The sequence below is a fragment of the Micromonospora sp. KC723 genome (assembly GCF_004348595.1).
Lineage (GTDB): Bacteria > Actinomycetota > Actinomycetes > Mycobacteriales > Micromonosporaceae > Micromonospora.
Map to the genome: position 1 here is coordinate 1 of NZ_SMKD01000111.1, position 19,369 is coordinate 19,369.

General features: G+C 73.0%; 19 protein-coding genes. 11 read left to right on the top strand and 8 right to left on the bottom strand.

Annotation, left to right across the window (positions count from 1 at the left end; genetic code table 11):
- Positions 1-25 precede the first annotated feature (25 nt).
- Both E1165_RS21530 and E1165_RS21535 read right to left on the bottom strand, forming a co-directional pair.
- Positions 26-748: a TetR/AcrR family transcriptional regulator gene (locus E1165_RS21530; protein WP_132393590.1), complete on the bottom strand. Its 723-nt coding sequence runs from the start codon at positions 746-748 to the stop codon at positions 26-28.
- An 80-nt stretch (positions 749-828) separates the two neighbouring features.
- Positions 829-1,593: an HAD family hydrolase gene (locus E1165_RS21535; protein ID WP_371687375.1), complete on the bottom strand. Its 765-nt coding sequence runs from the start codon at positions 1,591-1,593 to the stop codon at positions 829-831.
- 85 nt (positions 1,594-1,678) lie between these two features.
- On the opposite strand from E1165_RS21535, the gene E1165_RS21540 reads away from it, so the two are divergent.
- Together E1165_RS21540 and E1165_RS21545 are read left to right on the top strand one after the other, a co-directional pair.
- Positions 1,679-4,462 (top strand): RNA helicase, encoded by a 2,784-nt coding sequence (locus E1165_RS21540; RefSeq protein WP_132393592.1) that lies wholly within the window; start codon positions 1,679-1,681, stop codon positions 4,460-4,462.
- 163 nt (positions 4,463-4,625) lie between these two features.
- Positions 4,626-5,531: an MHYT domain-containing protein gene (locus E1165_RS21545; protein ID WP_132393593.1), complete on the top strand. Its 906-nt coding sequence runs from the start codon at positions 4,626-4,628 to the stop codon at positions 5,529-5,531.
- 153 nt (positions 5,532-5,684) lie between these two features.
- Here E1165_RS21545 and E1165_RS21550 read toward each other — a convergent pair whose 3' ends face one another.
- The 4 genes from E1165_RS21550 to E1165_RS21565 all read right to left on the bottom strand — a co-directional run bounded on the left by E1165_RS21550 (position 5,685) and on the right by E1165_RS21565 (position 9,130).
- Complete coding sequence (locus tag E1165_RS21550; protein WP_132393594.1) at positions 5,685-6,605, bottom strand: 5'-3' exonuclease; 921 nt, start codon at positions 6,603-6,605, stop codon at positions 5,685-5,687.
- Between the two features lie 69 nt (positions 6,606-6,674).
- Positions 6,675-6,893, bottom strand: coding sequence for a hypothetical protein (locus tag E1165_RS21555; protein ID WP_132393595.1), 219 nt, complete (start codon positions 6,891-6,893; stop codon positions 6,675-6,677).
- 85 nt (positions 6,894-6,978) lie between these two features.
- Complete coding sequence (locus E1165_RS21560) at positions 6,979-8,136, bottom strand: SGNH/GDSL hydrolase family protein (RefSeq protein WP_207916993.1); 1,158 nt, start codon at positions 8,134-8,136, stop codon at positions 6,979-6,981.
- 166 nt (positions 8,137-8,302) lie between these two features.
- Positions 8,303-9,130 (bottom strand): DUF72 domain-containing protein, encoded by an 828-nt coding sequence (locus E1165_RS21565; RefSeq protein WP_207916996.1) that lies wholly within the window; start codon positions 9,128-9,130, stop codon positions 8,303-8,305.
- A 214-nt stretch (positions 9,131-9,344) separates the two neighbouring features.
- Here E1165_RS21565 and E1165_RS21570 point away from each other — a divergent pair, with 214 nt between their 5' ends.
- Both E1165_RS21570 and E1165_RS21575 read left to right on the top strand, forming a co-directional pair.
- The gene (locus E1165_RS21570) at positions 9,345-10,487 is read left to right on the top strand and encodes an acyl-CoA dehydrogenase family protein (RefSeq protein ID WP_132393597.1); all 1,143 of its coding nucleotides are present in this window, start codon (positions 9,345-9,347) and stop codon (positions 10,485-10,487) included.
- A gap of 95 nt (positions 10,488-10,582) precedes the next feature.
- Positions 10,583-11,074 (top strand): Lrp/AsnC family transcriptional regulator, encoded by a 492-nt coding sequence (locus tag E1165_RS21575; RefSeq protein WP_132393598.1) that lies wholly within the window; start codon positions 10,583-10,585, stop codon positions 11,072-11,074.
- A gap of 9 nt (positions 11,075-11,083) precedes the next feature.
- Here the strand turns inward: E1165_RS21575 and E1165_RS21580 are convergent, their stop codons facing one another.
- On the bottom strand, positions 11,084-11,650 hold the full coding sequence (locus E1165_RS21580; protein WP_132393599.1) for a histidine phosphatase family protein: 567 nt from the start codon (positions 11,648-11,650) through the stop codon (positions 11,084-11,086).
- A 267-nt stretch (positions 11,651-11,917) separates the two neighbouring features.
- On the opposite strand from E1165_RS21580, the gene E1165_RS21585 reads away from it, so the two are divergent.
- Entirely contained in the window at positions 11,918-12,103 is a 186-nt protein-coding gene (locus E1165_RS21585) for a CsbD family protein (protein WP_132393600.1), read from the top strand.
- A 64-nt stretch (positions 12,104-12,167) separates the two neighbouring features.
- On the opposite strand, the gene E1165_RS21590 is transcribed toward E1165_RS21585, so the two are convergent.
- Positions 12,168-13,574: a KamA family radical SAM protein gene (locus E1165_RS21590; RefSeq protein WP_132393601.1), complete on the bottom strand. Its 1,407-nt coding sequence runs from the start codon at positions 13,572-13,574 to the stop codon at positions 12,168-12,170.
- Positions 13,575-13,716: 142 nt separating this feature from the next.
- On the opposite strand from E1165_RS21590, the gene E1165_RS21595 reads away from it, so the two are divergent.
- The 6 genes from E1165_RS21595 to E1165_RS21620 form a co-directional block, all read left to right on the top strand.
- Positions 13,717-14,778, top strand: coding sequence for a zinc-binding alcohol dehydrogenase (locus tag E1165_RS21595; protein ID WP_132393602.1), 1,062 nt, complete (start codon positions 13,717-13,719; stop codon positions 14,776-14,778).
- Between the two features lie 4 nt (positions 14,779-14,782).
- The gene (locus E1165_RS21600) at positions 14,783-16,354 is read left to right on the top strand and encodes an amidohydrolase (RefSeq protein WP_132393603.1); all 1,572 of its coding nucleotides are present in this window, start codon (positions 14,783-14,785) and stop codon (positions 16,352-16,354) included.
- 67 nt (positions 16,355-16,421) lie between these two features.
- Positions 16,422-17,984: a lysine 5,6-aminomutase subunit alpha gene (locus E1165_RS21605; RefSeq protein WP_132393604.1), complete on the top strand. Its 1,563-nt coding sequence runs from the start codon at positions 16,422-16,424 to the stop codon at positions 17,982-17,984.
- The gene (locus tag E1165_RS21610) at positions 17,981-18,742 is read left to right on the top strand and encodes an OAM dimerization domain-containing protein (RefSeq protein ID WP_132393605.1); all 762 of its coding nucleotides are present in this window, start codon (positions 17,981-17,983) and stop codon (positions 18,740-18,742) included. The genes E1165_RS21605 and E1165_RS21610 overlap by 4 nt, the downstream gene beginning before the upstream one ends.
- The gene (locus E1165_RS21615; protein WP_132393606.1) at positions 18,739-19,131 is read left to right on the top strand and encodes a hotdog domain-containing protein; all 393 of its coding nucleotides are present in this window, start codon (positions 18,739-18,741) and stop codon (positions 19,129-19,131) included. The genes E1165_RS21610 and E1165_RS21615 overlap by 4 nt, the downstream gene beginning before the upstream one ends.
- Positions 19,128-19,369: glutamate mutase L (locus E1165_RS21620; protein WP_207916994.1), on the top strand; the 242-nt coding region annotated here is incomplete at its 3' end. The genes E1165_RS21615 and E1165_RS21620, both read left to right, overlap by 4 nt.

The following is a 19,369-nucleotide window of genomic DNA, read 5'->3' on the forward strand; positions in this document are numbered from 1 at the left end:
CGTCCGGACCGTTCCCGCCCCGCCCTCACCCCACCGGGCGGTCGGTGGCCGAGGGCCGGTCGCGGCGGGCGATCCGGTCCAGCCACTCGCCGAGCAGCGCCCGCTCGGCGGCGGTCAGGTCACCGGTGACCTCGGCCAGCGCGGCGCGCAGCGCGACGGCGTACCGGACCGGCCGGTCGGGCGGACGCACGACCCGGGCGGCGGGACTGTCGGCGCAGACGGCCGCCACCATCGCCTCCCGGGTGGCGGCGGACAGCGCCGGGTCGCCGCCCTGGATCATGGCGAGGGCCACTCCGCAGCTCGCCGCGTGCACCATCGCCGCGGCGCGGTCCACGTCCAGGCGGAGCCGACCGGCCTCGGCGACCCGGACGACCAGTTGCCGGAAGATGTCGGCGGCGACCCGGGCGGCGGTGGGGCGCACGCCGGGGCGCGGGTCGCCGTACATCAGGGTGTGCAGGGCGGGGTGGGTCACCCCGAACCGGACGTGCAGGTCCCAGCCGCGCCGCAGGTCGTCCACCGGGTCGACGGCGGGATCCCGGGCGGCCTGCCCGTGCAGGTACGCGGCGAAGCCGTAGCTGGCCGCCGCGTCGAGCAGGCCACGCATGTCGCCGAACTGCCGGTAGATGGTGGGGGCCTGGACCCCGGCGGCCCGGCTCACCGCGCGGGTGGTGACCGCCTTCCGGCCGCCGTCGGTCAGCAGCGCGGCGGCGGCGCGCACGATCCGGTCCCGGGCCGACGTCTCGATCATGACAGCGACGATAACCTTCCGGTGTTAACGCTGCCGTCCAACACGAATAACATGATCGAGTTATCGGTGCTAACCGCTGGTCAGCGCGGCAGCGCCAGGTCGAGCACCGCGCCGAGGCCGTTGTCCCGGCCCGGGTCGGCGCAGGGCAGCACCAGCACCGCGCAACCCGCGTGCACCGCGCCCGCGTCCGCCGGGGTGTCGCCCACCATCAGGGCGCGTTCCGGATCCACGCCGAGCATCCCGCACGCCCGCAGGAAGATCCCCGGGTCCGGTTTGCACCGCCCGACCTCGTACGACAGGGCGTACGCGTCGACCAGCGCGTCCAGACCCCAGGCCGCGAGCAGCGGCCGGATGTCGAAGCCGATGTTGCTCACCACCGCCACCTTCACGCCGGCCTCGCGCAGCGCCCGCAGCGTCGGCTCGGTGCCCGGGTAGGGCACCCAGCCGTCCGGCACGAGCAGCCGCTCGTAGAGCGCGTCGGCGAAGCCCTCGATGCCGGCGTCCACCGTCTCGGCCAGCCCGGTGTACGCCCCCCGGTGCGCGTGCTCGTACAGGTCCCGGTCGGCCCAGAGTTCGGCCAGCCGGGGCGGCACCCGCGCCGGCAGCGGCCCACCGGCCCGGCCGGCGGTGACCAGCCGGTCGGCGAGCGCGGTGGCACGCATCCGCTCCAGGGTCACCCCGCACGCCGCGGCGGCCCGCCGCACCCACTCGTGGGGTTCCTCCACCTGGGCCAGCGTGCCGTGGAAGTCGAACAGGACCGCTTCCACGGGCCGGCGGGTGGGACCGGGACGGGCGGCGTCGCGGGGGTCACCCGGCGTTCGGGGCGGTTCGACATGATCCGGCACGTCGTGCACCCTACCCACCCCCACCGACCGGCCTGCCGGATGCCTTGCCCGGTGGCCGTCGGTCGTACGCACTAATCTTGGAGGCATGTCGAGCCCCGCCGAGCGGTACGCCGCGGCGCGCCGCCGGGCCGCGCAGGCCTCCCAGTTCCCGGCCCTGGAAGAGTTCGCCCTCGAGCTGGGGTTCGATCTCGACGACTTCCAACGCGAGGCGTGCCAGTCCCTCGAACGGGGCAGCGGCGTGCTGGTCTGCGCGCCCACCGGCGCGGGCAAGACGGTCGTCGGTGAGTTCGCGGTGCACCTGGCCCTGCGTGGCACGCCCGGGTCCACCGACGCGCCGGGGGCGCGGCGCAAGTGCTTCTACACCACCCCGATCAAGGCACTGTCCAACCAGAAGTACCACGACCTGGTCGACCGCTACGGCGCCGAACAGGTCGGTCTGCTCACCGGCGACAACGCGATCAACGGCGACGCGCCCGTGGTGGTGATGACCACCGAGGTGCTGCGCAACATGCTCTACGCCGGCTCCAGCACGCTGGAGGGGCTGGCGTACGTGGTGATGGACGAGGTGCACTACCTCGCCGACCGGTTCCGTGGCGGGGTCTGGGAAGAGGTGATCATCCACCTGCCCGCCTCGGTCACCCTGGTCTCCCTGTCCGCCACCGTCTCCAACGCCGAGGAGTTCGCCGACTGGCTGGTCACCGTGCGGGGCGAGACCGCGGTGGTGGTCAGCGAGCACCGCCCGGTGCCGCTGTGGCAGCACATGCTGGTCGGCAAGCGGATGTTCGACCTGTTCCACGACGCCGACGCCGCCCGCAAGCACGACGTGCACCCCGAGCTGCTGCGCTACACCCGGGACACGATGCGCCGCCTGGAGCTGGGGGAGGGGCGCAGCGCCGGCCCCGGCGGCGGTCGGCGCGGCCCCCGCTGGCGCGGCCCGCTGCGCCCGGACATCGTCGAGCGGCTCGACCGGGAGGGGCTGCTCCCGGCGATCCTGTTCATCTTCAGCCGGGCCGGCTGTGCCGCCGCGGTGCAGCAGTGCCTCGCCGCCGGGCTGCGGCTCACCTCACCGGAGGAGCGCGCCGAGATCCGCCGGGTGGTGGAGTCCCGGGTCACCGCCATCCCCGGTGAGGATCTGACCGTTCTCGGCTACTGGGAGTGGCTCGACGGGCTGGAGCGGGGTCTCGCCGCCCACCACGCCGGGATGCTGCCGGTGTTCAAGGAGGTCGTCGAGGAGCTGTTCGTCCGAGGCCTGGTCAAGGCGGTCTTCGCCACCGAGACCCTCGCCCTGGGCATCAACATGCCGGCCCGCTGCGTGGTGCTCGAACGACTGGTGAAGTTCAACGGCGAGGCCCACGTCGACCTCACCCCTGGGGAGTACACGCAGCTCACCGGCCGTGCCGGCCGGCGCGGCATCGACGTGGAGGGGCATGCCGTCGTGGTCTGGTCCCCGGAGACGGACCCGCGGCACGTCGCCGGGCTCGCCTCCACCCGCACCTACCCGCTGCGCTCCAGCTTCCGGCCGTCGTACAACATGGCCGTCAACCTGGTCGGCTCGGTGGGCGCGGAGCCGGCCCGGGCGCTGCTGGAGTCGTCGTTCGCGCAGTTCCAGGCGGACCGGTCGGTGGTCGGGCTGGCCCGGCAGGTGCAGCGCAACACCGAGACCATCGACGCGTACGGGGCGGAGGCCGCCTGCCACCACGGCGACTTCGACGAGTACTTCGCGTTGCGGGTGGCGATCGCCGACCGGGAGCGGGCCCTGGCCCGCCAGGGCCAGGGGCAGCGGAAGGCCGCGGCGGTGGCCTCGCTGGAGCGGCTTCGCGTCGGCGACGTGATCCGGGTGCCCTCCGGGCGCCGGGCGGGGCTCGCCGTCGTGCTCGACCCGGCCACCGGCGGGTTCGGCGAGCCGCGTCCGCTGGTGCTCACCCAGGATCGTTGGGCGGGTCGGGTCAGTCCCGGCGACTTCACCACCCCGGCCGAGGTGCTGGCCCGGATCCGGGTGCCGAAGCACTTCAACCACCGTTCCCCGGCGGCCCGGCGGGACCTGGCCGCCGCGGTGAGCGGCACCGGGTTGGACCGGCACGGCGACCGTCGTGGCGGCCGGTCCCGCCAGGCCGCCGGTGAGGACCACCGGATCAGCCAGCTCCGGAGCGAGCTGCGCCGCCACCCCTGCCACGCCTGCCCGGAGCGGGAGGAGCACGCCCGCTGGGCCGAGCGGCGCCGCCGGCTGGAGAAGGACACCGAGGAGCTGCGCCAGCGGGTCGCCGGCCGTACCGGTTCCCTGGCCCGTACCTTCGACCGGATCGTCGCGTTGCTCACCGCCCGCGGCTACCTCTCCGCCGACGGGGGCGTCACCGACGCCGGTCGGATGCTCGGCCGGATCTGGACCGAGGCGGACCTGCTGGTGGCCGAGTGCCTGCGCCGGGGTGTCTGGGACGGCCTCTCCCCGGCCGAGTTGGCGGCGGCCGTCTCCGTGGTGGTCTTCGAGGCGCGCCGGGACGTCGACGAACGGGCGTCGTTGCCGCGCGGGGCCGTCGCCGACGCCGTCGACGAGACGCTCAAGCTGTGGAGTGAGATCGAGTCCGACGAGGCGCAGCGCGGCCTGGCCGTCACCCGGGAACCGGATCTCGGGTTCGCCTGGCCGATCTACCGCTGGGCGCGAGGCGAGGCGCTGGCAAAGGTGCTCGCCAGCGGCCACGAGATCGACGGGGAGATGCCCGCCGGTGACTTCGTCCGCTGGGCGCGGCAGGTGGTCGACCTGCTCGGTCAGCTGGCCGACTCGGGCGGTGCCTCGGTAGAGCTGCGGGCCACCGCCCGGCAGGCGATCACGGCCGTCAACCGTGGCGTGCTGGCGTACCACGCCCCCGCCTGATGATCACCTTCGGTCACTGTCCACCGCCTCTGACGCACCGTGCGGTCACCGTGACACCACCCCCCGGATTGCTCGGGGGGTGGTGTTGCACCTGCTGCGAGCCTCGCCGATTATTGCTCGGGCGCTTTCCTACGCGCCGGTAACCAATGGGGGGAAGACCGCGGTGGCGGAAATCAATCACTTTGAGTACGGGTGGATCACACCCACGTTGAGTTACGCCCTGTCCGTGCTCGGTTCGTTCCTCGGCCTGGTCTGCGCCGGCCGCATCCGTACCGCCGGGACCGGCGGCCAGCGTTTCTGGTGGGGGTTGCTGGCGGCCTGGGCGATCGGCGGCACCGCCATCTGGGCGATGCACTTCGTGGCGATGCTCGGGTTCGCCGTCGATGGCACCCGCATCCGCTACGACGTGCCGCTGACCGCGGGCAGCACGATCATCGCGGTGGTCGCGGTGGGTATCGGCCTGTCCATCGTCGGCACCGGCCGTCTCAACGCGGTCCGGCTGATCATCGGTGGTCTCTTCACCGGACTGGGTGTGGCCGCCATGCACTACACCGGCATGGCGGCGATGCGCCTGCACGGCGACCTCAGCTACGACAAACTGCGGGTCGGCCTCTCCGTGCTCATCGCCGTCGTCGCCGCCACGGTCGCGCTCTGGCTGGCGATGACGGTCCGCAGTGGCCTGGCGATCGCCGCCTCGGCGCTGGTGATGGGCGTCGCCGTCAACGGGATGCACTTCACCGGCATGAGCGCCCTGTCGGTGCACCTGCACGAGGAGCGCGGCGAGGTCACCGGCGCCGACGTCAGCAGCCTGCTCCTGCCGATCATCCTGGCGGTGATCTTCGGCGTGGTCGGTCTCATCTACGCGCTGCTCGCCACGCCCACCGACGACGACCGCGCCGCGCTGGCGTATCTCGACGCCCGGCAGACGCCGCAGCAGCGGTCGGTGGCCGCGCCGGCACCGCAGGCCGCTCCGGATCCGGTCGGGCTGCGCGCCCGGTCCCGGACAACCCTGGGCCAGCCCGGCACCCCGTTCCCGTCCCGCCGCCGCGACGACGCCGGACCGCGCTGACGCACGCGGCACGGCCGCCGACTGCCGCGAACGCCGGTACCCCGCGTCCGGACGCCGCCCTCTGCCGCGAACCGGGGCCGGCGGTGTGGCCGGCTCGAAGGTCGGCCACGGCGGGCGGACCCGGTGGCGGCGCGAGCCGGCCGGATCGTCGGGTCAGTCGGTCGCGGCGAGGGCGTCGACCAGGCGGCGGCAGGAGCCGGCCAGGTTCCACCGCTGCGCCAGCTCCAGCAGCCGCTCGGGCTCGGCCGGCGCAGTCGGCAGCGCGGTGGCCAACTCCGGCAGTGGAACGTCGGTGGCCACCCGGACCACCTTCGGCGCGACCGCGAGGTAGTCGCGGGCGGCGTCGAGCTTGGCGCGCAGCCCCGGCGCGAAACCGGACCCCGGCTCGTCCAGCGCGGCGAGGATGCCGTCCAGGCCGCCGTAGCGTTCGATCAGCCGGGCGGCCGTCTTCTCGCCCACCCCGGGCACCCCGGGCAGCCCGTCGCTGGGATCGCCCCGCAGGGCGGCGAAGTCGGCGTACCGGTCGGCGGGGACGCCGTAGCGGGCGCGGACCGCCGCGTCGTCGCAGGCCTCCAGTTTCGCCACGCCCCGACCGACGTAGAGCAAGCGGACCGGGCGGGTGTCGTCGACGAGCTGGAACAGGTCCCGGTCGCCGGAGACCACCTCCGCCGGGGCGGGTTGGGTCACCGAGAGGGTGCCCAGCACGTCGTCGGCCTCGTACCCGGTGGCCCCCACGGCGCAGATGCCGATCGCCGCCAGCACGTCGAGGATCACCGGCACCTGGGGGGAGAGGGTGTCGGGCACCACCTCGCCGCCCTGCGGGGCGACCCGGTGGGCCTTGTACGACGGCAGCAGCTCCACCCGCCACGCGGGCCGCCAGTCATGGTCCAGCGCGCAGACCATCCGGCCCGGACGGCGGGTGCGGACCAACTGGGCCAGCATGTCGAGGAAGCCGCGTACGGCGTTGACGGGTTGGCCGTCCGCGGTCCTCGCCGCCGACTCGGGAACGCCGAAGTAGGCCCGGAAGTAGAGACTGGGAGCGTCGATCAGCAGGATCGGGGATTGCTGTGCCACGCCGACAGCCTGGCACAGCGGTGCGACGGCGTGGGGGACGCGCGTCGGCACTGATCCACAGCGCCCCGGTCAGCCGCGCTCCTCGTCGGCGTAGAGCGTTTCGCGGCGGGCCATGCGCTGCACCACGTAGCTGGTCACGAGCAGCGCGATGGCCAGCGCCACCTCCAGCCCGGCGAGGGGGCCGTCGGCGACGGTGAGGCCCAGCGCCAGCAGCGCCAGCCCCACCAGGGCGAGGATGCCGGCTCCCAGCAGCCGGCGTCGACGTGCCGCCGCCCGGTCCTGTGCCACGTGTCCGCCCTTCGTCGCCCTGGCACCAGGCTATCGGCGTGGGCCGGTCGGCGGGCCGACAACCGGCGGTCCGCCGGGCGTCGGGCTACCAGCGCAGCGGCAGGGTGGCGAGGAACTCGCCGAGCCGGTCGGCGGTGAGCTGGTGGTCGTGCAGCGACAGGTGCCAGTGGCAGCCGAGGGCGTCCTGACCCGCGCCGTCGTGGTACCAGTGGTGGATCCGGGCGTCGCCCCGGTCGTTGCGCTCCCGGGCGACCTGCTCGGCGGCCTCGGCGAAGGCCGTGGTGTTCCACAGCGAGGTGGCCATGACCACGATCCGGGTGTGGCGGCCGTACCGGGCCCGCAGGGTGTCGAGGAAGCCGTGGTAGGCCTGGCGGTAGGCGGCCACCAGGCTCTCCGGCGTCCACGGCTCGTCGGGGCGCAGGGCGGTGGAGAAGTCGTTCGCGCCCAGGGCGACGACCACGACCTGCGGCCGCCAGGTGGCCGGTCGTGCCCAGACGTCGCCGTCGACGCCGAGCAGTGACCGCTGGTAGTACGTGCGGTAGCTGGTTCCCGGGCTGTGGCCGTCGTAGTTGCGTACCATCCCGAGACCGGAGTACGCGTTGACCTGGTAGTCGGCACCGAGGCGGCGGGCGGTGAGGGCGCCGAAGCTCAGGTCGGTGTTGGTCCGGCGGGTGACCTCCTCGCCGGTGCAGTCGCGGGTGGTGGACATGTTGCCGTAGCCGACGGTGTTCGAGTCGCCGATGAACTCGATCTGGCGGCTGCGCGCCCGGGGCGGGTCGAGGATCTTCCCGCCGGGCGCGGCGACGAAGCCGCCGAACGCGCCGGAGGTCCACGTGCTCTCGGTGCGTTTGACCAGCCGTACGGTGTGCCGGTCGTTGGGCAGGCCGGTCAGCCAGTGGGTGGTCCGGCCCGGGGTCACCAGGGTGGCCACCGTGGTGCCGTCGAGTTGGATGTCGTAGTCGTTGACCGGGTCGTCGAGCACGATCCCGACGCCGGTGCCCCGGAACCGGCCCTCGAAGTACACGCCGGGCCAGCTGTACCGCACCAACTCGCCGTCGGCGGTGACCCGACCGGCGGTGTGCGCGCCGGCGAGCGCGGCGGGGCGGTGCCGGCTTGCGGCGCAGTGCGCGTCGGCGGTGGCGCAGCCCGCCGGCGCGGGACCGTGGCTGGCCGCCTGGGCGGCTCCGGGCAGTGCGGTGATCGCCAGCGCGACCAGCGTCGCGGTCAGCCGGGTCGACGGCACGGTCCCTCCTCTGCGCCGGCCCGGCCGGCGGTTGGTCGTCGACGCCGAGGCGCGCCATTCGGTGATATCTGTCGATGTCCGGCGGTGACTGTATCGAGCGGCTGCCGGCCCGCACAACACCGTCCCGGTGACTGGGTCGCCACGTCGCGGCCGGAGCCGGCGGCGCTCAGAACAGCGTCGCGGGTTCGACCGGTGCCGGCTCCGGCAGGGCTTCGAGGCCCGGTACCCGCGCCCGCACGTCGTCGTGGAAACGGCGGGCGAGTACCGGGGCGTCGGCGTTGTCCGGGGTGTGCACGAACACGGTCGGCGAGCGGCCCTCGCGCAGCCACCCGACGACGACGTCGACCCAGTGCCGCCAGCCCTCGATTGTCCGCGCCGGGTCGTCCCGACCGAGGTAGCGCACGATCGGCCGGTCGGTCAGGGCGCTCGACCGCAGCGGTACGCGGGGCTTCCTGGTCCAGGCCTCCCGTTCGGCGTCGCTGGTCGGTGGGCTGGCGAAGAACGCGGTGGTGTCGAAGGGAATCCATTCGGCCCGCGCGTCGGTGAGCACGCCTTCGAGCAGTCGCGTCGCGCCGGGGTCGGTGAAGAACGCCGGGTGGCGGACCTCCACGGCGTACCGGTGGGCGGCGGGGAGCCGGCGCAGGAACCGGGCCAGGATGGGGACGTCGGCGGGGGCGAACGAGCCCGGCAACTGGATCCAGAGGGCGTGCGCCCGGGGCCCGAGCGGCTCCATCGCGTCCAGGAAGACGCGCAGCGCCTCGTCGACGTCGGCGAGCCGGCGTTCGTGCGTGACCAGTCTGGGTAGCTTGGGCAGGAACCGGAAGTCGGGGTCGGTCTGCTGCGCCCACGACGCCACGGCGTCCCTGCCGGGGATCGCGTAGAAGGTGGTGTTCCCCTCCACCGCGGTGCACCAGCGGGCGTAGTGGCGCAGGCGCTCGGTGGGCGGCAGCGGGTGTGCCAGCAGGCGGCCCTGCCACGACCGGTGGGCCCACATGGCGCACCCCACGTGAAGACGCATGACTCCTCCCCACCGGTGCGCCGTGCCGATGCGGTGTGCCCCGGTCCCGCCGGGGCGTCGGCGCACCGGACACCGTATCCGGGCGGGGCGCGGGCGAACCGGCCGGCCGGTTCCGCGTCAACCCAAACGAGCGTTAAGCTGACGGGGTGGGATCGGACCCACCAGCACCCCCGACGGAGCTCATCGCACCATGACCATCGACCGGATCCTCCCCACCGACGAGGCCCACGACCTGCTCGACCTGGCCACCGACCTCGCCGACCGCGAACTCGCCCCGCGGGCCGCCGACTTCGAGGCGCGCGCCGAGTTCCCCCGCGAGGTGCTGCGCACCCTCGGCCGGGCCGGGCTGCTCGGCCTGCCGTACGCCGAGGAACACGGCGGTGCCGCCCAGCCGTACGAGGTGTACCTCCAGGTGCTGGAGATCCTGGCCAGCCGGTGGCTCGCCGTGGCCGAGGCGGTCAGCGTGCACACCCTGTCCTGCTACCCGCTGGCCCAGTTCGGCAACGACGCCCAGCGCGAACTGCTGCCCGACATCCTCGGCGGGGACCTGCTCGGCGCGTACTGCCTCTCCGAGCCGCAGGGCGGCTCGGACGCCGCCGCGCTGACGACGAAGGCCGTCCGCGACGGCGACTCGTACGTGGTGGACGGCACCAAGGCGTGGATCACCCACGCCCGAACCGCCGACTTCTACAACATCTTCTGCCGTACCGGCGGGCCCGGCCCGAGAGGCATCTCCTGCCTGCTCGCCGACCGGGGCACCCCCGGGATCCTGCCGCAGGCCGTCGAGCGGACCATGGGCCTGCACGCCTCCCCGGTGGCGCAGGTCGTCTTCGACGACGCCCGGGTGCCCGCCGACCGGCTGATCGGCGGCGAGGGGATGGGCTTCACCATCGCCATGGCGGCGCTGGACTCCGGCCGGCTCGGCATCGCCGCCTGCGCGGTGGGCCTGGCCCAGGCGGCGCTGGACTACGCGGTCGGCTACGCCCGGGAGCGCCGGCAGTTCGGCCGGCCGATCATCGATTTCCAGGGGCTCGGCTTCAACCTCGCCGACCACGCCACCCAGATCTCCGCCGCCCGGGCGCTGACGCTCGCCGCCGCCCGGCTGCGCGACGCCGGCCGGCCGTACTCGATCGAGGCGGCGAAGGCGAAGCTCTTCGCCACCGACGTGGCGATGCGGGTGACCACCGACGCGGTGCAGGTGCTCGGCGGAGCCGGCTACGTCGCCGACCACCCGGTCGAGCGGTACATGCGGGAGGCGAAGGTGCTGCAGATCGTCGAGGGCACCAACCAGATCCAGCGGCTGGTCATCTCCCGGGCCCTGGCAAGGGGCTGACCCGGGGGCACCGTCGGTGACCGTGAGATGCGCCGACCGTCACCTTCGGCGGGGCCGGCACGCGGGGGGCCGCCGCTCGGGGTAGGTTGCACGCCGTGGAGGAGATCGACCGCGCCATCGTCGCCGCGCTGACCGCTGACGGTCGGCTGTCGTACACCGACCTGGCCGAGCGGGTGGGGCTGTCGGTCTCCGCCGTGCACCAGCGGGTCCGGCGGCTGGAACAGCGCGGTGTGATCCACGGGTACACCGCGAAGGTCTCCTTCGAGGCGTTGGACCTGCCGTTGACGGCGTTCGTGGCGATCCGGCCGTTCGATCCGTCGCAGCCCGACGACGCCCCGGAGCGGCTGGCCCACCTGCCGGAGATCGACTCCTGCTACTCGGTGGCGGGGGAGGACTTCTACCTGCTGCTGGTGCGGGTGGCCGGCCCGGCCGACCTGGAGCGGGTGCTCCAGGAGATCCGCACCGCCGCCAACGTCACCACCCGCACCACGGTGGTGCTCTCCACCCCGTACGAGGGGCGTCCGCCGAAGATCGACCTCGATCCGCGGACCCGGGCGCGGTCCCGGGGCAACGGCGAGGCGGGCTGAGCGCGTCGGTCAGCCGCCGTTCCAGCGGAGGATGACCGGCCGGCCGTGCTCGTGCCCGAGCACGCTGACCGTGGCGGTGTCCAACCGCAGCTTGCCCCCGCCGGACGGGGGTAGCCCGATCCAGCGCGCGCCCACGACCCGCAGGCTGTGCGCGTGGCCGACCAGGGCGACGCTGCCCTGGTCGAGCAGGGGAGTGATCCGGGCGAGCAGCCGGTCGACGCGCTCGCCAACCTGTTCGGGCGTCTCACCGCCGGGGCACCCGTCGGTCCAGATGTTCCAGTCCGGCCGGTCCTGGTGGATGCCGGCGGTGGTGCGCCCCTCGTACTCGCCGTAGTTCCACTCGACCAGGTCCTCGTCCACCTCGTCCACGGTGAGGCCGGCGAGCTGCGCGGTGGCCCGGGCACGCGTGCGGGGGCTGGACAGCACCCGGGCGAACCGCCGACCGACCAGCACCCCACCGAGAGCCCGGGCCTGGCGCTCGCCGTCGGGGGTCAGCTCGAGGTCGGTGTACGAGGTGTGCTGGCGGCTGGCGCTCCAGGTGGTCTCGCCGTGTCGGACCAGGAGGATCTCGCTCATGCCCCCAGTCAACCAGTCCGTCGCCGTCCCGGCTCGGCGGCCACCAACCCACCTATTGTCCTAGGATGCCCTACGAGAGGTGGCCCCGGCAGTCGCAGGCCGGTGCGGATCCCCAGCTTCACCCTATTATCCTAGGATGCTGTAGGGGGCGTGGCCGCCCCCACGGACCCAGCAGGTCACCCTGTTTCCACAGCGCCCGAGCGGGCACGCGACAGGAGAGCCGGGGCGAAGGGTCCCGTGCGGCCGGAAGCAGCGACAGGAGGCGACATGAGCGTCAGCGACAGGGCGAAGAGCGAGGAGCTGGCCGGCGTCGCGAAGCAGCGGATCGGCGACGTCACGGACAACGAGCGGTTGCGCGCCGAGGGTGTTCAGCAGCAGAGTGCCGCGCGCGCCCAGCGGGCCGGTGAACACGTCACCGAGGCCGGCGAGGGCGTCCGGGAGGCGACGCGCTGACCGATACGCCCTCGGCCAGGCTGCGGCCCCGTCGCGGTGGCGCCGGGGCCGCAGCCTGGGTCCGTCAGTCGTCGCGGTGGGTCTGCCACCAGGCCTGCCCGGACTCGGGCAGGGTGTCGATCGGGTCGTAGTAGGCGTAACGCTTGTTCAGCGCCTCCAGGTCGGCGGACTCGATGGAGGTGCGGTAGTTCTTGGTCCAGTACGAGATGCCGCGCTCGCGGTCGTACTCGGTGAGCATGTGCACCCAGCGCTTGCCCACGAAGGGAACGTCGCAGACGATCCGCGGGGTGGCGTAGCCGGGCAGGTAGCCCATGATGTCGTGCTGGAGCTGCTGGGCGTGCCAGACGGGGACCCGCCAGTGCTCGGCGTTGGGAATCATGTCGCACATGTAGAAGTAGTACGGCAGGATGCCGGCTTCGCCCTGCAGCGCGAAGCAGAGGTCGAGCAGGTCGGGGGCGGTGGCGTTGACGCCGCGCATGAGCACGCCCTGGTTGCGTACGTCGCGGACGCCGACGTCTAGGGCGGTCTGGGCGGCCCTGGCGACCAGTGGCGTGAGCGACTGGGCGTGGTTGACGTGGGTGTGGATGGCGAGGTTGACGCCGCGTCGGGCGGCGGTCCGGGCGACGCGTTCCAGGCCTTCGACGACGTCGTGCTGCAGCCAGTGCTGGGGCAGGCCCATGAGGGCCTTGGTGGCGAGCCGGATGTCGCGGACGGTTTCCAGTTCGAGCAGCCGCATCAGGTACGACTCGAGGTTGCGCCACGGGACGTTGGCCACGTCGCCGCCGGAGACGACGACGTCGCGGACGCCGGGGTGGGCCTTGAGGTAGGCGATGTGGGCGTCGTAGCGGTCGACGGGCTTGAGGGTGAGTTTGAGCTTGTCGACGGCGGGGGTGGAGTTGCCGACCAGGTCCATCCGGGTGCAGTGCCCGCAGTACTGCGGGCAGGTGGAGAGCAGCTCGGCGAGGACCTTGGTGGGGTAGCGGTGGGTGAGGCCTTCGGCGACCCACATGTCGTGTTCGTGTAGCGAGTCGCGGCTGGCGTAGGGGTGGGACGGCCAGTCGGTGCGCCGGTCGGAGGCGACGGGGATCATGTAGCGCCGGATCGGGTCGGCGCGGAACGCCTCGGTGGTGACGGGGGCGAACGGGACCATGGTGTTGATCATCTGCGGCGGCACCAGCATGGACATGGTGGCCAGGGCCCGCTGGTCGGCCTCGAGGTCGTCGTAGAGGGTCTCGTCGACCAGGTCACCGAGGACGGTGCGTAGCTGCTTGATGTTCTTGACGCAGTTGACGCGCTGCCACTGGGCGTTCTCCCACTGCTCGCGGGTGATGTGGCGCCAGCCGGGGAAGCGGGTCCAGTCGGGTTCGACCAGGGGGCTGCGGCGGTATTCGTACGGCTGCCCGGCGGTCGGGGCGGCGACCGGGGCGTGACGGGGTTGAGGGATGGTCTCAACCGGTTGGGTCTGGGTCACGGCCCCTCCTCGGTGCGTGGTGCGGATGATCAGCGGCACGTACGCTACTGGAAAATATCCGGTGAAGAAATTAGTCTGCCGTAAGTTTTCCCGCTATGCGAGTCCTGGCCGGGGCTTCGAGCGGCTGGACAGGGAGGTCGGCATGACGTCACCGGTGGGTCTGCACCGCGTCGTGGAACCGGCGGGGGTGCTGCCGCAGGCGGCGTGGCGGCTCGACGCCGACCCGCGGATCGCCCCGAACGAGGTGCGCATCCGGGTCGAGCGGCTGAACCTGGACGCGGCGAGCTTCCGGCAGTTGTCGGAGAAGCACGGCGGCGACGGGGAGAAGGTCCGTGCCGAGGTGCTGGAGATCGTCGCCGCCCGCGGCAAGATGCAGAACCCGGTGACCGGATCGGGAGGCATGCTGATTGGCACGGTCGAGGAGGCGGGCCGGCGTTCGCCGCTGGAGCTGAAGCCCGGTGACCGGGTGGCGACGCTGGTGTCGCTGACGCTGACCCCGCTGACGATCCTGGACGGGCTGGCGCGCTGGGACGGGTGCAGCGAGCAGGTGCCGTGCGACGGGTACGCGATCCTGTTCGCCCGGTCGATCGCGGCGGTGCTGCCGGCGGACCTGCACCCGGAGCTGTCCCTGGCGGTGCTGGACGTGTGCGGGGCGCCGGCGTTGACGGCCCGGGTGGTGGCCGGGCACGTGGCGCGCAGGGAGCGCGAGGGTGATCCGAGGCCGGTGACCGTGGCGGTGATCGGCGCGGCCGGTAAGAGCGGGTCGCTGTCGCTGGCCGCGGCGCGGCGGGCGGGCGCGGGTCGTACCGTCGGGGTGGTGCCGGTGGCGGCGGAGCGTGACGCGCTCAACGAGGCCGCCCTGGCGTCGGTGGTGGCGTTGGCCGACGCCCGGGATCCGGTGGCGGTGTCGACGGCGGTGACCTCGGCGCTGGGGGTGCCGGCGGACGTGACGGTGGTGTGCGTGGACGTGCCGGGTTGCGAGCACGGTGCGGTGCTGGCCACGGCGGACGGCGGCACGGTGGTGTTCTTCTCGATGGCGACGAGCTTCGCGGCGGCGGCGTTGGGCGCGGAGGGTCTGGCGGCTGACGTGACGATGCTGGTGGGCAACGGGTACGTGCCGGGTCACGCGGCGCTGGCGCTGGGGTTGCTGCGCTCGGAGCCGGGGGTCCGTGCTCTGTTCGAGTCCCGGTTGGCGGCAGACTGAGGCCATGACGAACCCCTCGACTCTGTACCGCGGCGGCGTGCTGCACTGTCCGGCCGATCCGAGCGCGACGGCCCTGTTGGTCGTCGGTGGCCGGATCGTCTGGTTGGGCGCGGACGCCGACGCGCCGGCCGCGGACCGGGTGGTGGAGCTGGACGGCGCGTTGGTGACGCCGGCGTTCGTGGACGCGCACGTGCACGCCACGGACACGGGGTTGGCGTTGTCGGGGCTGGATCTGTCGGGGGTGCGGTCGGCGGCCGGGTTGCTGGAGGCGGTGGCGGTGTTCGCGGCGGGGTTGCCGTCGGACGCGGTGGTGCTGGGGCACGGCTGGGACGAGTCGAGCTGGCCGGCGCCGCAGGTGCCGGACGCGGCTGCGGTGGACCGGGCGGCCGGTGGCCGGCGGGTGTACCTGTCGCAGGCGTCTATCCATTCGGCGTTGGTGTCGTCGGCGTTGCTGGCGGCGTGTCCGCAGGCGGCGCGGGCGCCCGGGTACGACGCGTCGGGGTGGTTGCGCCGCGACGCGCACCACGTGGTGCGGGCGGTGGCGTTCGCGTCGGTGACGCGTGCGCAGCGGGTCGCGGCGCAGCGGGTGGCGCTGCGGCAGGCGGCGTCGCTGGGCATCGCGGCGGTGCACGAGTGCGGTGGGCCGGAGATCTCCGACGAGGAGGACTTCACCGGCCTGCTGGCGGTGTCGGGCGACGGCGTGCCGGAGGTGTACGGCTACTGGGGTGAGCTGTCGGGTGCGGCGCGGGCCCGGGAGTTGGGCGCGGTGGGCGCCGGTGGTGACCTGTTCGCCGACGGGGCGTTGGGCTCGCGCACGGCGCACGTGTCGTCGGCGTACCTGGATGCCGAGGGCGGGTCGTGCGGGCACGGGTACGTGACGGCCGAGCAGGTGCGTGATCATCTGCTGGACTGCGCGGCGCACGGGATGCAGGGCGGGTTCCACGCGATCGGGGACGCGGCGATCTCGACGGTGCTCGACGGGTTCGCGGCGGCGGCGGCGAGGCTGGGCACGGATCGGGTGCGGGCGGCCCGGCACCGGGTGGAGCACGCGGAGATCATGAACAAGCCGCTGATCGCCGGGTTCGTGGAGTACGGGATTGTGGCGAGCATGCAGCCGGCGTTCGACCGGTTGTGGGGTGGCGCGGGCCGGATGTACGAGTCGCGGCTGGGGTTGGCGCGGTCGTTGGAGTCGAACCCGATGGGTGCGATGCACGCGGTCGGGGTGGCGTTGGCGTTCGGGTCGGATTCGCCGGTGACGCCGCTGGACCCGTGGGGTTCGGTGCGGGCGGCGGCGGCGCACCACAACCCGGTGCAGCGGATGAGCGAGCGGGCGGCGTTCGCGGCGCACACCCGCGGTGGTTGGCGGGCGGTGCACCTGGACCACGAGGGTGTGCTGGCGTTGGGGGCGCCGGCGACGTTCGCGGTGTGGTCGACGCCGGCGGGGGTGCAGCGGGGTCTGCCGGTGTTGCAGGCCGAGGACCCGGAGTTGCGGGGTGCGCAGGATCCGACGCCGTTGCCGGTGTGCCGGCGCACGGTGCTGCGCGGTGAGGTCATCTACGAGGAAGGGTCTGCGTGAGCGAGCGAACCATCGAGGCGGCCCGGGCGCGGGTCGTGCCGTTGCCGAGTTCGGCCGGGGTGACGGCGTGACGGGCAAGCTCGACCTGGATCCGGTGCTGGTGGCGCGGGCGCGGGAGTTGGCGCGTCGGGCCGGGCAGCCGGTGGTGGATCTGGCGCGTAGCCACACCACGGTGTCGGTGGAGCGGGCGGTGCTGCGGTTGGCCGGGGTGACCGGCGCGGACCCGGACGGCATTCCGTGGGTGAACCGGCTGGTCGACGCGGTGGTGGCCGACGTCGGGTTGGGGCACGGGGTGGCGGTGCCGGTGTTCGACGCCCTCGCGCGGGAGCAGATCAGCGACGTGACGTTGCTGGCGCAGAAGGCGGCGGCGGGGTCGGTGCGTTTCGCGGTGCCGTCCGGGAAGGCGGCCACCGCCGCCCGTAGGGCGGCCCGCAGGGCGGTCGGGGCGGGTGTCCGGCTCGTCGATCGGCGGCGCGCCGAGCGGGACCGGCTGGTGAAGCGGTACGGGGATCCGGCGCGGCGGCCGTGGATCTATCTGATCGTGGCCACCGGTGACATCTACGAGGACATTCCGCAGGCGCAGGCCGCGGCGCGGGCCGGCGCGGACGTGATCGCGGTGATCCGGTCGACGGGGCAGTCGCTGCTGGACTACGTGCCGGAGGGCGCGACGCGGGAGGGGTTCGCCGGCACGTACGCCACGCAGGAGAACTTCCGGCTGATGCGGGCGGCGTTGGACTCCACGTCCAGGGAGTTGGGCCGGTACGTGCGGCTGACGAACTACGCGTCGGGTCTGTGTATGCCGGAGATGGCGACCCTGGCGGGTCTGGAGCGTCTGGACATGATGCTCAACGACTCGATGTACGGGATCCTGTTTCGCGACATCAACCCGATCCGCACGTTCGTGGACCAGCGGTTCTCGCGGCAGGTGCACGCCCGGGCGGGGATCATCATCAACACCGGTGAGGACAACTACCTGACCACCGCCGACGCGGTGGAGGAGGCGCACACGGTGACGGTGTCGCAGTTGCTCAACGAGTTCTTCGCGCACGAGGCGGGGCTGGCCGACTGGCAGTTGGGGCTGGGGCACGCGTTCGAGATCAACCCGGATCTGCCGGAGTCGTTCCGTCTGGAGTTGGCGCACGCGCTGCTGGCGCGGGAGTTGTTTCCGGACGCGCCGTTGAAGTGGATGCCGCCGACGAAGCACATGACCGGTGACGTGTTCCGCGGCAACCTGCTCGACGGGTTCTTCAACCTGGTGGGTGCCATGACCGGGCAGGGCATCCTGCTGGTGGGGATGATGACCGAGGCGGTGGTGACGCCGTGGCTGTCGGACCGGGACATCGCCCTGCAGAACGTGCGGTACGTGCTGGGCGCGGCCGGTGGGCTGCACGAGGACTTCGTGCCGGCGCCGGGCGGGTTCATCCGGCAGCGCGCCAACCGGGTGCTGGGTGAGGCGCTGGACCTGCTGGAGCGCATCGGGGATCAGTCGTTGTTGACGGCGATCGCCGAGGGCACGTTCGGGATCATGAAGCGGCCGGCGGACCGGGGCAGGGGGTTGGCCGGGGTGGCGCGGCACGAGGCCGACTACTACAACCCGGCCACCGAGATTCTGGAAGGGGGCCGCGCGTGACGGTCGCGGCGGAGAAGAGGATTGTCCGGCCGTACGGGGACACCACCGGTGACGGCATGGTGCAGGTGTCGTTCACGTTGCCGGTGCCGCACGACAAGCGGGCCGAGGGCGCGGCGGTTCAGTTGGCGAACAAGATGGGCATCGACCCGGCGATGTTGGTGCACGCCAAGCCGATGAGTGACGGGTTCACCTTTTTTGTGGTGTACGGGCGGGTGAACCATCTGGTGGACCTGTCGGCGGTGCAGGTGGTGGAGCGGGACTTTCCGCTGCTGAGCGCCAAGGAGGTCAACGCGGTGGTGAAGCAGCGGTTGCGGCGCAAGCTGTCGGTGGTGGGGGCGTGCATCGGTACGGACGCGCACACGGTGGGTATCGACGCGATCCTCAACGTCAAGGGCATCGCGGGGGAGAAGGGCCTGGAGTACTACCGGGAGCTGAGGGTTACCAACCTGGGCGCGCAGGTGAGCGTGCCGGAGCTGGTGGAGGCGGCGCGGCGGGAGCGGGCCGACGCGGTGCTGGTGTCGCAGGTGGTGACGCAGCGCGACGCGCATCTGCACAACACGCGGGAGATGTCCGCGGCGTTCCGGGAGGCGATGCCGGCGGGGCGTCGGCCGTTGCTGGTCGTGGGTGGGCCGCGGTTCGACGAGACGATGACCGGCGAGTTGGGCGTGGACCGGATCTTCGGTCGGGGCACCACTCCGGGTGAGGTGGCCAGTTACCTGGTGCACGCGTTGATCACGAACAGGGGGGCGGGGGCATGACGGACGCGAGGTTGGGGTTGACGGTGACGCACCGGCGGTACGTGCCGTACTCGCACGCCCACTACGCGGGGAACCTGGTCGACGGGGCGTACGCGTTGGGGTTGTTCGGGGATGTGGCGACGGAGGTGTGTATCCGTACCGACGGGGACGAGGGGTTGTTCGCCTCGTACTCGGATGTGCAGTTCCGCGGCGCGATGCGGGCCGGTGACGTGGTGGAGGTGACGGCGACGGTGACCCGGGTGGGCACGCGCAGCCGCACCATCGATTTCGAGGCGCGGGTGGTGTGCCGGGGCCGCCCGGATCGGGGTGAGTCGGCGGCGGAGGTGCTTGAGACGCCGATCGTGGCGGTCACCGCGACCGGCACGGTGGTCGTTCCGCCGCCGGCGTGAGCCTCGCGGTCTGCGCCGATGTCGGGTCCACGTACACGAAGGTGGCGGTGGTGGACCTCGACGGTGGCGGGCTGGTCGCGTCGGCGTCCGCGCCGACCACGGTCGGTACGGACGTGCTGCACGGTCTGGACGCCGCGGTCGGTGCGGCCACCGCCGGGCTCACCGTCGGTGACGTGCCGTGGTACGTGTGTTCGTCGGCCGGTGGGGGGCTTCGGCTGGCGGTGGTGGGGTACGAGCG